This is a genomic window from Desulfosporosinus sp. OT (assembly GCF_000224515.1).
Classification (GTDB): domain Bacteria; phylum Bacillota; class Desulfitobacteriia; order Desulfitobacteriales; family Desulfitobacteriaceae; genus Desulfosporosinus.
Genome location: NZ_AGAF01000068.1, coordinates 18821 through 32657 on the forward strand (window position 1 = coordinate 18821; position 13837 = coordinate 32657).

The 13837-nt window shown below is 38.9% G+C and carries 12 protein-coding genes; 3 read left to right on the forward strand and 9 right to left on the reverse strand.

Annotated elements, in window-relative coordinates; all coding sequences use genetic code 11:
- Nucleotides 1–33: 33 nt before the first annotated feature.
- Nucleotides 34–729 carry a zinc dependent phospholipase C family protein gene (locus DOT_RS06265; protein ID WP_040411396.1) on the reverse strand — a complete coding sequence of 232 codons (696 nt, stop codon included), beginning with the start codon at nucleotides 727–729 and terminating at the stop codon, nucleotides 34–36.
- Nucleotides 730–1057: 328 nt separating this feature from the next.
- Between DOT_RS06265 and DOT_RS06270 the strand changes: the two genes are divergently transcribed.
- From DOT_RS06270 to DOT_RS06275, 3 genes are read left to right on the forward strand one after another with little or no spacing between them, the layout of a single operon-like run.
- Nucleotides 1058–3217: an EAL domain-containing protein gene (locus DOT_RS06270; RefSeq protein ID WP_009615644.1), complete on the forward strand. Its 2160-nt coding sequence runs from the start codon at nucleotides 1058–1060 to the stop codon at nucleotides 3215–3217.
- A 19-nt stretch (nucleotides 3218–3236) separates the two neighbouring features.
- Nucleotides 3237–3395 carry a hypothetical protein gene (locus tag DOT_RS31700; RefSeq protein ID WP_242833781.1) on the forward strand — a complete coding sequence of 53 codons (159 nt, stop codon included), beginning with the start codon at nucleotides 3237–3239 and terminating at the stop codon, nucleotides 3393–3395.
- A gap of 10 nt (nucleotides 3396–3405) precedes the next feature.
- Nucleotides 3406–5100 (forward strand): methyl-accepting chemotaxis protein, encoded by a 1695-nt coding sequence (locus DOT_RS06275; RefSeq protein ID WP_009615651.1) that lies wholly within the window; start codon nucleotides 3406–3408, stop codon nucleotides 5098–5100.
- 161 nt (nucleotides 5101–5261) lie between these two features.
- On the opposite strand, the gene DOT_RS06280 is transcribed toward DOT_RS06275, so the two are convergent.
- From DOT_RS06280 to DOT_RS06315, 8 genes are all read right to left on the reverse strand, one after another.
- Complete coding sequence (locus DOT_RS06280; RefSeq protein WP_009615652.1) at nucleotides 5262–5705, reverse strand: CBS domain-containing protein; 444 nt, start codon at nucleotides 5703–5705, stop codon at nucleotides 5262–5264.
- Between the two features lie 435 nt (nucleotides 5706–6140).
- Nucleotides 6141–6710: a flavin reductase family protein gene (locus DOT_RS06285; RefSeq protein WP_009615654.1), complete on the reverse strand. Its 570-nt coding sequence runs from the start codon at nucleotides 6708–6710 to the stop codon at nucleotides 6141–6143.
- Between the two features lie 186 nt (nucleotides 6711–6896).
- On the reverse strand, nucleotides 6897–7103 hold the full coding sequence (locus DOT_RS06290) for a hypothetical protein (protein ID WP_157998422.1): 207 nt from the start codon (nucleotides 7101–7103) through the stop codon (nucleotides 6897–6899).
- A gap of 421 nt (nucleotides 7104–7524) precedes the next feature.
- Nucleotides 7525–7914 carry a Rid family detoxifying hydrolase gene (locus tag DOT_RS06295; RefSeq protein WP_009615659.1) on the reverse strand — a complete coding sequence of 130 codons (390 nt, stop codon included), beginning with the start codon at nucleotides 7912–7914 and terminating at the stop codon, nucleotides 7525–7527.
- A 315-nt stretch (nucleotides 7915–8229) separates the two neighbouring features.
- Nucleotides 8230–9000 (reverse strand): TSUP family transporter, encoded by a 771-nt coding sequence (locus tag DOT_RS06300; RefSeq protein WP_009615661.1) that lies wholly within the window; start codon nucleotides 8998–9000, stop codon nucleotides 8230–8232.
- 662 nt (nucleotides 9001–9662) lie between these two features.
- Nucleotides 9663–11162, reverse strand: coding sequence for a radical SAM protein (locus DOT_RS06305; protein WP_009615663.1), 1500 nt, complete (start codon nucleotides 11160–11162; stop codon nucleotides 9663–9665).
- Between the two features lie 905 nt (nucleotides 11163–12067).
- The gene (locus tag DOT_RS06310; RefSeq protein ID WP_009615678.1) at nucleotides 12068–12754 is read right to left on the reverse strand and encodes a response regulator transcription factor; all 687 of its coding nucleotides are present in this window, start codon (nucleotides 12752–12754) and stop codon (nucleotides 12068–12070) included.
- Nucleotides 12755–12756: 2 nt separating this feature from the next.
- Nucleotides 12757–13837: ATP-binding protein (locus tag DOT_RS06315; RefSeq protein WP_009615680.1), on the reverse strand; the 1081-nt coding region annotated here is incomplete at its 5' end.

A 13837-nucleotide genomic window follows, 5' to 3' on the forward strand; every position in this document is an offset into this window, starting at 1 on the left:
AAATTCATCTGAAATCTGCGCAAGTCTAAATAATCAACTATCTAATCGATTACTAACAAAATCTAAAAATCCCGCAGAAGTAGCAATGGTCAGAGGAATCAATAGTTCTGCAGCCTTAATGTAGCTCTTTTCAGAACACCCTTTGTCTTGAGATACCAAGGGATATAGAGGGGCAGATAGGCTCGCATTATGATCAATCCATTGAGCTGGATGAGAAAAAGGCAAATAGATACCTTTTGTTGCCGGAAACTTATCCCAGTTCTTTGACGCCCATGTTTCGAACTCTCTGTGACCGTCGAAAACAACCCCCAAGGAATGGTGTGGTACGCACATATCTTGTACTAGATGTAGCGCAGCTCCTAGAAAAAACATACCTTTAGCGATGTTCTTTGGGAAAAAAGTAAAAGCTCTATTGAAATAATACTGACACTCTGCCGTAGCATCTGGCCAACCGCTGATTCCTTGCTTATCAGGATGGCTATAAAAATGATTGACGTTTTTCCAACCTCTGTCAGCCCAGTATAGACCCTTTGTCAGCGTAGAATGATGAGCCTTGAATAATGTGGCTACATCTTCTTTTCCGTCCTGCTTCAAGGTAATATATGCCTGTTCTAGACAACGAACGTGGGTTACGCCTGGGGAGTCGAGAAAATATTGCAAGGGGCCTGCTGATGCAAGCAGTAACTTTGTCATCTTACCAAGTGTCTGACCAATAATCTTCTCATACACTTCCAGTCAACACCTCTCCTATGTACTTAAGATAATTTTAAGGCATGACTGTAAAGGGGATATTATTCTCCTGTTAAGAAACAACTAGGTTCTGTTAAATTTGAGTTATTTATTACAGAATTATTAGAACCACTTTTCTATATTCAAAATTTTCTGGATCATAATTTAAATAAAACTATGCAAAGGTTGGTCTCAGGGGATAAATTTAACAATAAATTTACATTCAGTTCATCATGCTTTTACATTCAAATATTATGATTATGAAAGGATATACAAGAAATGACTAAATGAGCCCGCACATTTCTTAGCCATGAGAAGGAGTTTTCGAATGTTTAAGTCGATAGATATGAGCCAACAAAAGCTATACCGTCTGCTTAGAGACAAGAAAACGATCTGGGTATTATATCTTGATATCATTAAATTTCATGAAGTAGAATTTCGTTACGGCTATAAAATTTGCAACCAAATTCTGGCAGAAATCGAAAGTGAACTTAACCTTACACTCAAACAACAACGCGGTCTCTATCTGTTTTCTCATTTAGAATGCAGGGGTGGAGATGACTTCGTTGTTTATTTTGTTCCAGGAGAAAACATATGTTGGGACTTATCAGAAGTCATCGAGCAGTGGGTTCTCCCTTTGGAAGAACGGTTCAACCGTAGAATTAGGAAAATGGTTAGTGAAAAAATATGCTTGCGCTCTGGACTTGCGCGCTGCACTAACGAAGTTGGTCGAAGTGCCGATTATTTACTATATGCAGCTGTAAAAGAGGCCTTCCTCCTCAATAAATCCGAACCCGATCCTCATTTTTTTGCGCGTCGCAAAGAGATTTCCCAGCTAATTGAAGAACCGGATAAATACTTAAAAGCTGCTTTTCAGCCAATCATTGAAACCCGAAACGGAGTGGTGTTTGGTTATGAAGCGTTGGCCCGTATACCGGGCACCACCTGTTTTAACAATATAGCTGACCTTTTTCCATTTGCCGAAAAGATCGGGCAGCTCTATCCGATCGAAACGCTCTGCCGACGTCAAGCTATTACTTCCTATCATACTGTTGCCCAAAATAAAGAAATGCTTTTTCTTAACATTAACCCCCAAGTCCTAATCGACTCCGAGTTTGCCTCCGGCCATACTAGAAAGCTACTTATTGAAAAAGGATTAACCCCCTCAGATGTTGTGCTGGAAATTACTGAGCGAAGCGCTATAGAAGATTTTTCCACCTACCGCGATGCCTTAGATCACTATCGCAATCAGGGTTACCTAATTGCTTTAGATGACGTCGGGGCCGGCTACTCCTCTTTGCAATCTGTAGCAGAGCTACATCCAGACTTTCTTAAAATTGACCGGTCTCTAATTCAGGGAGTAAATGCTGATCCTATCAAATGGGCTTTGCTGGAAACGTTTGTAACATTCTCTAAGCGTATTGGGTGCCGTATCATTGCCGAAGGTGTAGAAACGGCAGAAGAAATGCGTACAGTGGTTCAATTGGGGGTGGATTATGTCCAGGGATTCTTTGTTGCAAGGCCAACCTTTGAACGGAAGAATATAAATCCTGCAGTCATGGAAATCTTGGATCCAGAACGTCTACATATCTCAATAGATCAAAGTCCGATTCTTTCCATGGTGGAACCGTTACCTTTGTTCGAGAGCAACGCCCTTATCAATACCGTCGAAACATACTTCCGTGAGCACCCCCACCAATGGCTAGTCGGGATAACCGAAAACGCCCGTTTGGTCGGGGTGATGCAACGCGACAGGCTTTTCGCCGCCTTAGGTACCCGTTATGGGATTCCACTCTATTTGGAACGTACCGTTCCCATTTTGATGGACACTAATCCACTAATAGTGGAAGACACCACTCCCTTGGAAGTGGTGTCTAGTCTAGCTATGCAACGCCCGGATGCGCAACTATATGACGGTATTATTATCGCTAACCAACGTAAGCCGATTGGCATGGTTTCAGTTGCCAATCTTATAAAAGCTATGTCTGAGCGACAGATAAAGCTGGCCCGAGGAGCTAACCCGCTGACGGGATTGCCTGGTAACCTGCGCATTGACCAGGAGATCCGGCAACATATAGAACGCGGTTTGAGCTTTGGCCTGATCTATGTTGATCTTAACAAATTCAAATATTATAACGACTCTTACGGTTTTCAGCAAGGAGACTTAGTTATCAAAATGTTGGGAGAGCTTTTGCTGAATGAATCCTATAATACTGCAGAGGAAACCTTTGTTGGACACATTGGTGGCGACGATTTCATTATAATTTCTACACCCTCGGACCTGGACAAGCTAGCAGTTACCATACTCGCTCAATTTGCAAAATCTTGTGAGCAATTACCTGGTTCAGAAAACCTCAGCGTAGCCTTGGCAGGTCTCATCATAAAGTCAACCGATCAAAATTGGACACCTCTACTCGTTTCTGAGCGAGCTGCCCAGATCAAGAAAGAAGTTAAAGCAATAGGCGGTAACTCTTTTTTGTTAAGATAAAAGGAGCGATGTAAATGAATTGGAACCGGAAACCGAAATGGAGTTGGAAACTAAAATGGAATTGGAAACCAAAGCTGAACTGGAAACCAAAGTGGAACTGGAGACTAAAGTGGAACTGGAAACCAAAACGGAATTGGAAGCTAAAATGGAACCGGAAGCTAAAATGGAATTGGTTTAATAACTGGAAAATGTTCTATAAAATTAATGCTTTAGTCCTGATAATGGTTGTCTTTATGCTTGGATTAAGCTTTATGGGGTATTACTATTATAGACAAGCCAAAGTGGCTATGAACGATATCTACTCGAATTCCCTAATTTCTGTAAAACTAATCAATGAGACGAATGCTAATGTCCGGATGATCCGCAGTGTCAATATAGAGCTTCTTTTGTCGCCTCTGGACAACTCTAAAAAACAAAACCTACTCATTCAGTCAACAGTGCTAAAAGGCCTAATCAATGAATCTCTGGATAACTACACCCCTCTTGCCAAAGAACCCTTTGAAGTTGCAAAGTTAGCAACAGTTAGAGGCGAACTACAAGCGTACAGCGACGAATGGCAAAAAGTAGTTACTCTAATGAATAATAATAAAAGAGCCGAGGCCTATACCTATTTCACGAATAACGTTACCAAAATCTTAGACGATATAAACACCGTGCTTCCTCAACTTGTGGAATTCAGCACTCAAAAAGCGAAAAGTACTATTGTCCGCGAAAATCTAAATTTCGACCGTGCAGAGGAATTTCTGTTCATCTTCCCGCTTGCCGCGGCAGTACTTGCCGTGACCATTGGGGCACTGGTAGCCCGAGCTATTTCCAAACCGTTACAACGAATGCTAACAAATGTTCAAGAACTTGCCTCCGGAAATCTAAAGGTGTCCGAGATCAAAACATACTCTAAGGACGAAGCAGGCCAATTAGCTCAGGCCTTTAATCAGATGACAGTTAGTCTATCTACTCTAGTAAGAAGAGTCTCAGAGTCATCTGAAGAAGTAACTGCCTCTGCTCACGAACTCCTACATATTACGGAACAAGGTACTATGGCCTCCGGTCAAATTGCTGTGGCAATCGCTGAGGTAGCAGGCGGAACAGAAAAACAAGCTGGTGCAGTCAACGAGACCGTGGCAGCTATAGAGCAAATAGACGCTAATATTCAAATGATAGCCGCTGCGAGTCAGTGCGTCACGGATCTCACCTCAAAGACGGCTCTTACTACAGAAAATGGACAAAGGGCTCTTACACAAGCCGTTGAACAAATGGCCAACATCAACCAAGGAACTCAAGTTGTTAAAGAAGCTATCACTGCTCTGGCTGATAGCTCTGAACAAATAGCAGGCATTGCCCAGTTAATCAATGGTATCACTGAACAAACAAATCTGCTCGCCTTAAACGCAGCAATTGAAGCTGCCCGAGCTGGCGAACATGGACGTGGCTTCTCCGTAGTGGCTGAAGAAGTTCGCAAATTAGCTGAAAAGGCCAAAGTAGCGACTGGACAAATCAGTGCTTTGGTCGTGGTCAATAGGGATAACATCGCTCATGCTATCGTTGCTATGGATGCAGAAGAGGTTAACGTCAACGATGGAATTAAAGTGGTCAACACTGTAGGCTGTGGCCTAAGTGACATTTTGAATATGGTCAATGAAGTTTCTGTACAGGTAGGCGAGATTGCCTCTTCAATACAGCAAATGGCAGGTGGTAGTCAGCAAATCGTTTCAGGAGTTCAGGATATCGGAGCTGTTAGCCAGGTTACCGCCGATCAAGCAGCCAAAGCATCTACAGGCATCGATGAATTCACGACTTCTATCGATCAGATTAACTTATCTTGTCAGAGTCTGACAGAATTAGCTCAAAATTTACAAATCGGGGTTAGTACTTTTCGAATCTAGGCGCCCTATTTCCGAAACACGTATCAAGTCAATGCCAATCAATTAAAGTGCCGATAATCATTTCTCTGAAGCTGTAATGCTAACTCAAACATATTTAATTTAAAAAACCACGAGATAATTCAAAGTGAATCATCTCGTGGTTTTAATATCCAAAACGTGAATTAACCCCTTCCTATATTTAGTTTTGCAGTCTCCGCTTTTCGGAGGATCAAAAGCTTCGAGCAATATTCGATCATTTCCCGCCGTCGAACAATCCCTATGAAAATCTGCTGATCATCAACGACAGGCACGAAATTTTGTTCTACAGCTCGAGAAATCAGATCCTCCATTTGGGCATCGATTGTTACTGGCAAATTCTGAACATGTTGTTCAACTTCACTCAGGAAAATATCCTGCGTATTTTGAAATGTTAAACCGGGTGTATTCTTAAGTTTCCAGAGCAGATCTCCTTCAGTAATTGTTCCAACATATCTTCCCTCGCTATTAACGAGCGGGACTGCAGAATAACTGTGATACTCCATCCTCTCTAGGGCCTGACGCATCGTTGCATTTTCTTTAAGATACACGACGTCCTTTTTAGGTATAAGGAAAAAAGCTACATTCATTAACATTACGCTCCATTTTTCAAATTTTCAGATGTCGAATACTATAAATCTAAATAATAACCAAACAATACATATTCATTTTGACGAGTCGAACAGACTTTCAAATCAATTAATGATAAGGTCCATGCTTATATTATAGGGATATCCTTCTAAAAAGAAAAGCAGATAATCAACTACTAAGGGTGACTGATTATCTCCACAGGTTCTGCTTATTATCCAAAAACACTCTTTATAATTTGAAAAACAGGATTATTGGTCTCAAAATTACCTAATAATAAAAAGAGGAAGCAAGTGGCATCCTCTTTTTATTATTAGGTAATTATTTATTCCTTATTTTCTCGGGTTCGATCTAATTCAATCAAAAAGATCCCCCCTGGCAATTTTACTCACATAGTGGTAATGAGCACAAGCCTAGTGCGATGAGCCATTATAATTCTACCCTATCTCAGTACCTATAGAAAATCCCTGGGCAATTTGTTTGCCTATAGCATAGTAATTTCTACTCTCGGGGGCAAATATTAAAGGTTTTATTTGTTCTATAATTGGCTGATCTCCTTTTTCTTGAATGGTCTCATCTATTTTAGCATCCATGACCTCTCCAATAAACTGGGTATGAAGGCCGATTTCAATAACGTGTAAAACTTTACACTCAATATTAATAGGGAATTCACTTATATAAGGGGCATCAACAAGCTCACTTTTAACCGGCGTAAGACCAGTCTTAGCAAATTTATCTTCTTTTTTTCCAGAGACCATGCCAAAATAATCGGCTTCTCTAACATAGTTTTCTGAAGGAATATTTATTGTGAACGCTTTTTTCTCCATAAGGTTACCATAAGTATAAGTGGCTTTGCGTAATGAAACCGCAATGCAAGGCGGAGATGAGCAGCAAATACCTCCCCAAGCAGCAGTCATGGCATTTGGATTGCCTTCGTTATCATAAGTACATATAACGAAAACGGGTGTAGGATAAACCAAAGTTTTAGCACCTAAACTTTTTTTCATATATTTCACCTCTTAATTTTATTGGCCTGGTCTTCCACCAGATTTTTTCTTTTAACCGCAACAAGAATAACTAATTCCCCATTAACCAGTTCCAAGTTAATCTTACTGAGAGCTTTAAACTTTAATATGATCTACATCATTCCCAATATACTCATAGTTTAACATGTTTATGTACGTTATCGACAATCAATTCAGTTGCTCTTCGATATGCCTTGCACGAATAACTGGAGGATAGTTCTCTGGTGTATTCAAAAAGTGCTCTATTACAACTCGGAAACCTTTTTTCATCACGCTGTCAGCTACACCTTTATTGCCGCACCATTCATACTCTGGATGTATCTCTCTCGTTTTAGGATTTTCACATATTTCTTCACACAATGCTACAAATCTCATTGGAATAACACAGTATCCAGTTTCTTCAAGACATTCTCTAGGTTTTGTCCAATCCTACTCTCAGGATTATATACTTCTGCGTTCTCCTACATTTATTCCCTTTCAAGAATACATCAGCTACTCCTGCTCTGATCTCAAAGATTCAAGGACAGCTGGTAACTTGTTTAAAACACTTTAAAGGACGGTTTGTACCAGGACTAGGTCCTATTATTGATTAATGGAAACCTACTCTAAAATCACAAATTTCTTTTCCTGGAGTAATTGTTTCAAACGCAACACTTTAGCATAATAATCGTCATGGTTAGGTAATTATTTAGTGCATCTTTGGCATGAATTCTTGCCAAGTTAAAAATTTCGATACTTGCATCAACATCACATTTATTACTGGCCGGTACAACCTAAGCAAATATTTTGGTTTGTTTTATGTCCTATTACCTCTCCATGCAATCATTTCAATTTCTACTTTTGCCTCTAGTGGTAGTGCTGCTACGCCTATCGTTGTTCGGGCAGGATAAGGGGAAGAAAACTGTTTTGAATATACTAAATTCATCGCATTAAAGTTTCCCATATCAGTTAAAAAAACATTAACTTTAATGACATCATCCATAGTTAAACCTGTTGAAATTAGGACATTGATTAAATTCTTAAAACATTGTTCAGTTTGAATAATAATGTCTCCCGAAAGTAGTTCTCCCGTTTTGGGGTCTATAGGTGTTTGTCCAGAAAGGTAAATTAGATCCCCCGATTCGACGGCATGTGAATATGGACCAACAGAGACTGCCTCTTCAGCGTTATAAGCTTTTCTTGGCATTTACAAACCTCCCTTGTAATATCTTTTGATTTTCTTTGGTTTTTGCACGTTTTCATAGAATTCGCACAAAACGCATAATTCAGAGAAATTGAGCATGGCAAAGCTAACATGACTAGGTGTCAGTTTTGCTCCCCTGCTGAGTCCTTTGCTCTAATGGTGTAATCTGCGACTGACTACCAGCTCTTTTGTCAATGCTAGGTACTATGATTTGTATACATTCTGGAATGACCCTTTGGTATATTAGGGTTGATGTACTATTTTACACGAATCGTTGCCGTATCCCTGGTTGGTAAAAAATCCACACTAATCCCCGAATCAAGCAATATAAAATTTAATTAGGAGAGAAATGAACAAAATTACAAGAGAAATAATCAGAAAGGCTTTTACAATCCGGGCACCTCTTTTTATTGCAAGAGCACTACCTAAATAGTTCCCTGCTATATTGGCAATTGCTAATGGAATGCCTAGAGAAATTATTACTTTGCCGTCTATAAGAAAGACGATCAATGCACTCAAACACGACGCTAAATTAAACACCTTAGCTGTAGCTGAAGCCTTGACGAGATCCATTCCGAGCCATAAGTAGAAAACTAATATTAAAAAACTACCAGTACCTGGTCCAAAAAAACCATCATAAAAACCTAGTGAAAAGCAGATAAAGGAAACCTTTATCTGTAATCCTTTCACAGGTAAATCTTCATCCCCAACACGTTCCTTTTTAGGTACAAGAGTAATTAGCATGGCTAAGGGTAAAAGAAATACTATAATTTTACCCACAGTGTCGTTTTGAAAGATTAGTATTGCTTTTGAGCCTAAAAAGGCTCCAATAAGTGAGAATAAAATTCCCATAAAAACGACTTTCCATATAACTTTTTTACTTCGCACGAAATTTATAAGTGCTATGATTGTACCGGAAGTACCAGCAAATTTATTCGTCCCCAAAACAGTTTGAGGTGGAATTCCTGCGAATAAAAGTGCGGGGATCATTAAAAGACCGCCACCACCTGCAATGCTGTCTATGAACCCCGCTAGAAAGGAAATTATTGATAGAATTACTGTCACTGTTGCACTATCGACGTTTAACATACGCCAACCACCTCATTCAGTCAAAATATACATTATCCGTCAAATCTCTGTTCTTATACAGAATAGCTGTCGCTATAGCCACAACCCAGGTAATTATTCCAGTAGGGGCGCACAGCGGTAGTTTATGGTCATATAGGCTTTCCCGCTGTTTACTTTTGCATATTAACTTTCATCGCATAAGGAGCTAGCATATCGCAAACTTGGCGAATATTTATCTGCATTATACGTTCGATTTATGTTTTCAATTGATCGTGAAGAAGTATTGTAGAGGACAGGCAGAGATAGTGCCTTATTCAGATGATTATGCGCCACGAAGGCGCGTTTATGCGACAGGGACTGTCGCATAAACAGTAGCTAATGCTAAACAGAAGATGAGGGTGGATCCCTCAGAATCATTTTACAGGTATAGATTCCAAACCACCTAATGCTGATTTGGTCAAAAGTCATGGTAGTGAGCATTAAGAAAGGTGAAGTTTGACCGCTTCAGGTAAGTGCTATGGAGACGAATACAAATGAACCGCTGATAACGTGTCGAAAACGTAGGAACGTCATCAAAGCCGAAGGTAGTCGTCTGTCCGGGATAAGTCTGGAGCAACAGACTATATTATGGAACAAATCACTTTCCATGATGGCATTTAGAACTTAAGTATTTTACGTTGAAATCACTTATGTTTTGGTAAGAAAAGCGTTGCTTCATTTTTTTCTCTACCCGCACCCATTGCTCTTTGGATTTCTCTAGCAATGACCTCATCTGCAACTTCCAACTTATAGGCAGACGGTAGAGGTGTAACTTTACCCATAGCGAAAAATTGCTTCATTGGAGTATGTCGTCCCATTGTTATAGGTGTACCAAATTGCCCTAGATGCCAATTAGAATACTCTTCATAAAGGTGTCCAGGAATACTGGGATCATTATGCCATAGTCTGAAAATAGGTGATACATTGTATTTTTCGGGGTTTTCCATTTGCTTTATTGGGGGGACAGCAGCATGATAATTGTAAACATCCAATTCTAGACTTGCTGCATAATCAACTGACTGTGCTATTGAACTTTCGTTTGTAGAACCGAAGCCAATTTGGAAACTTCCAATTACATTCATATCTTGTTTTCTTACCTTATGTACAATCGTTTTGGCTTGCTCCATTTCCGAATATCCTTTATTTACATTTTCTAATACACATTTTTCAAAAGTTTCAAAACCAAAATGCATTCCAATACAATTTGCACGCCTCATTAACTCTAGAGTAGAATCTTGGAAATTAAGAACTTCAATAATTCGACCGTATGCGAGCCATCGTATGTCTAGGTTGGCGGTTATAATCGCATTACAAACTTCTATTACCTCATTTTCATTAGACGTAAATGTTGAGTCTGTTAGTTTTAGAAAACGAGTTCCATACTCCTCAACAAAATGAGTTAATTCTGCGATAAACGCATTAATTGATCTATAACGCATACCAGGAAATACATCCTTTTCATCACAAAAAGTACAATTACCTGAACACCCTCTAGAATGACTAGCAAAAAGAATAGGGAAGAAATTACTTAGATCAAAGTCCCTGTAATCTCCAGGAGATAAATTACAAAAATCAGCCTTCTTTGAGGGAGTACAATAAAGTTCGCCATTCATAGCATACGTTATTCCGGGAATACCGCTCATATCACTTTTACCATCTTTTACATAGGTTACTATTCCTTTAATGGGAGTTTCACCTTCGCCTTGCACTGTTATCAAGTTTTCTAAAGGTTTCTTAAAAAATAGATTCCTGCTGTTCTTATATAGATTGGGTACTGTTATTCCGGAGCCACCTATAACTAGCTTAATACCTTTTAACTCAGAAAATCGTTCGATTATTTTTAACACAAGAAAGTAAGGACCTGTCGTTGTCGTCAATAATACTAATTGGCAATTATTGATAACGGCTTTATTTATAACTCGCTCTATAAAAGCATTCTGTTGAGAATGAAACTCTTTGAGAGATTGCGCTCGTTGTTTTTTCTCTGTAAAAAAATGCTCGACTCCAATACAAGTTGCACCAGCTTCTTTTGCAGAGCCAATAACATAAGATAATCCAGCACCCGGAAAATGTGTTGATCGTGGATAAACCTCCTCGTCGAATTCCCTCCAATGGGGATCAACTGCTAAAAATTTAACTTCCATATTATTGATGCCTCCTTCATTTGACTTTTTTGCTTTCTTCAATGTTTGTGGATTACCCTTGCAAGCGCATCGAAAATCGCATGTGACCCATGGATAGTTACATTCACCATGACATCTCTTAATCAATTAAGATTTGCTCACTAATACTCGTTTTTTCATAGAACCAAAAAGTAATCGGAATTAGAACAAATTTCCCCTTTTTTCAATCTCCCTTCACAAACATCCCTAACCGGTGTAATATAAAAATACCTACTATTTTTGTGTAGGGGCGAACACCTTCGGATCAAATGGTACTTTGCGAGTATTGATAATCTGAGGGCATTTTTATTACCTTAAGATAGATTATCGTAAATACCTAACTTTGTCCCCCGTAATCCCAACAAATATGTCCCCCGTAATTTGCAACAGATTATCACATACTTCGTCGTAATGTGTTACCATGTACGAAAATGGAGAACTAACAATTGCTTAGCTCCAGCATTTGCACAAATCCAAAATTAATTAACCTAATAGCGAACTACGCTCTTTAGCGGTAATTGTCAATGAGAATTCTGGTAAGTCATCGTCATTGCTTCATAGGTAAAGTTTTGCTTATCTAGCCCTTCTATTTTTAAATACAAAAAGAAATGCATTACTTTGGCCCTATGCATATCTTTCTAATTCAAGTCGCAATTTTTTATTTTCTATATAAAGCTGTTGGTTCTCTTTATCAGTCTGTTTCTATGACAATTATGGACATTTAGCATTACTAAATAGCAAATGGAGGGCTTAGCATGTGTTAAGTTCCTCCATTTGCTTATTTAGTAATGCTAATTATCACGGAAGTCATTCCAATCCGTAATACAAAAAATAAGATACCTGATTACTTCTCCCACGCTTTTATATTTGTTTCTTAGTCCTACCTATCAATTAAATATCGCCTTTTTAATAGTTGCCCATTGTAAGACAGCTTCGAAACGTTTACTTACCTCTAATTTAGAAAAGATATTACTAACGTGAAATTCCACAGTTCGAACCTTAATACCTAAAACCAATGCGATCTCTTTGTTATGTAACCCTTTCGATACTAATTCTATTATTTCTATTTCTTTAGTAGTTAATAGTTCACTTGGCGTTTTCTTTAACTTAACTGGGAAATACAAATTATCACCGTTATTTACAGGTTGAAGGAAAGCCTCCGAACCTTTGGAAAAATAGAGACCACCATCATAAACTCTTACTATTCCCTGAATCATTTCCTTTACTGTACAGTCTTTAACTAGGAAACCATTGGCACCTTTACTTATAGACTTAGTTACATAACCTTTTGGACTATGTCCGGTTAACATTATAATTTTCGCATCTGGTTGAACCCTTTTTATCTTATCTATTAAATCCGTCCCACAGGCATCCGGAAGCTTAATATCTAACAACACTACGTCAGGTGTTGTTTTACTAATTAAGTCCATACATTCTATTCCGTTCTTAGCAATTCCAACTACAAGAATATTGGGCTCAAAAGATAACAAGGAGACAGTTCCCTCTGCAAAAAGCGTATGGTCATCCACGACTAGGACTTTTACTTTTACTAGTTCCTCAGTATTCAGCGACACACCTATCTTCCTCCCCCCATAGATATTCTTTGATTTTCGAAAGTTGCTGACTCCGTGTTTGTTAAAAAACGAATAGGAATAGTGGCTTTGAGCATAGTGCCTCGACCAATTGTCGAACTGACCTTAAGATCGCCTCCTAAGCTTTTGAATCTTTCGTTCATTCCGACTATTCCAAAATGGGCGCCAGTCAACGACCAATCATCTATCTTGCTAGTATCGAAGCCTTTGCCTGAGTCTCTAACAGTCAGTTCAAGTCCAGATTCGCTCATCTCGATATGAAACTTCAACTTGTTTGAACCGGAGTGTTTCAGGGCGTTCGATATCCCTTCCTGCAAAAACCGATAGGCAGCTAATTCTACTTCTTCCTTAAAACGTTCTTCTCGATTAATCCCTACCACCTCCAGAGAAATTATCAATAACTCTTTTAGCATTACTTCTTCGCACATTAATTCAATAGAGGGAAGCAGTCCTAAATCGGTTAAGGATGGGGGACGCAAATCATTACATATTAAGCGTAGTTCGAAATTCAAGTTCTCCACAAGCTCTCGCATATGAGAAATCGCCTTGATAGTTTTGGTGTTGGTTGGGCGTTCATCAACAAGGTATTTCAACCATCGATTCAAATCTAGTCCTAATTGCAATGGTCCATCATGAATCTCGTAGGCTATTGTTTTCCTTTCTTTCTCAAGCCTTTTAAATAAAGATGTGGTTATTCCTTGAAGTCCCTGATTTCTTCGATGTGAGTTCAGAGATCTTTGAGCTAATTCCTTGATTTCTTTCGACAGCTCCTTGATAACAAACGAGGTTATTAGACGTTGAGCCAATTGACTCGAAGCGAAGGTTATAAATGGTAGTTCATCCACCTGAACTTTGACGTGGGAATAACGGTGTCCTAAAAATATCGCACAAATAAATTCATTAGAAACAAAGGGTATATAGATCTCAGCTGGTAGATCATCAGGGAGCATTTTTGCTTCTAAATTAATCCTTTTATCAGCCTGAAAAAATTCTTCTAGTTCGACTTGTTTACTTGGTTTTTCCAAGAAACTCCCTATAGCTTGCTTTAGATATCTTCCTTTATCA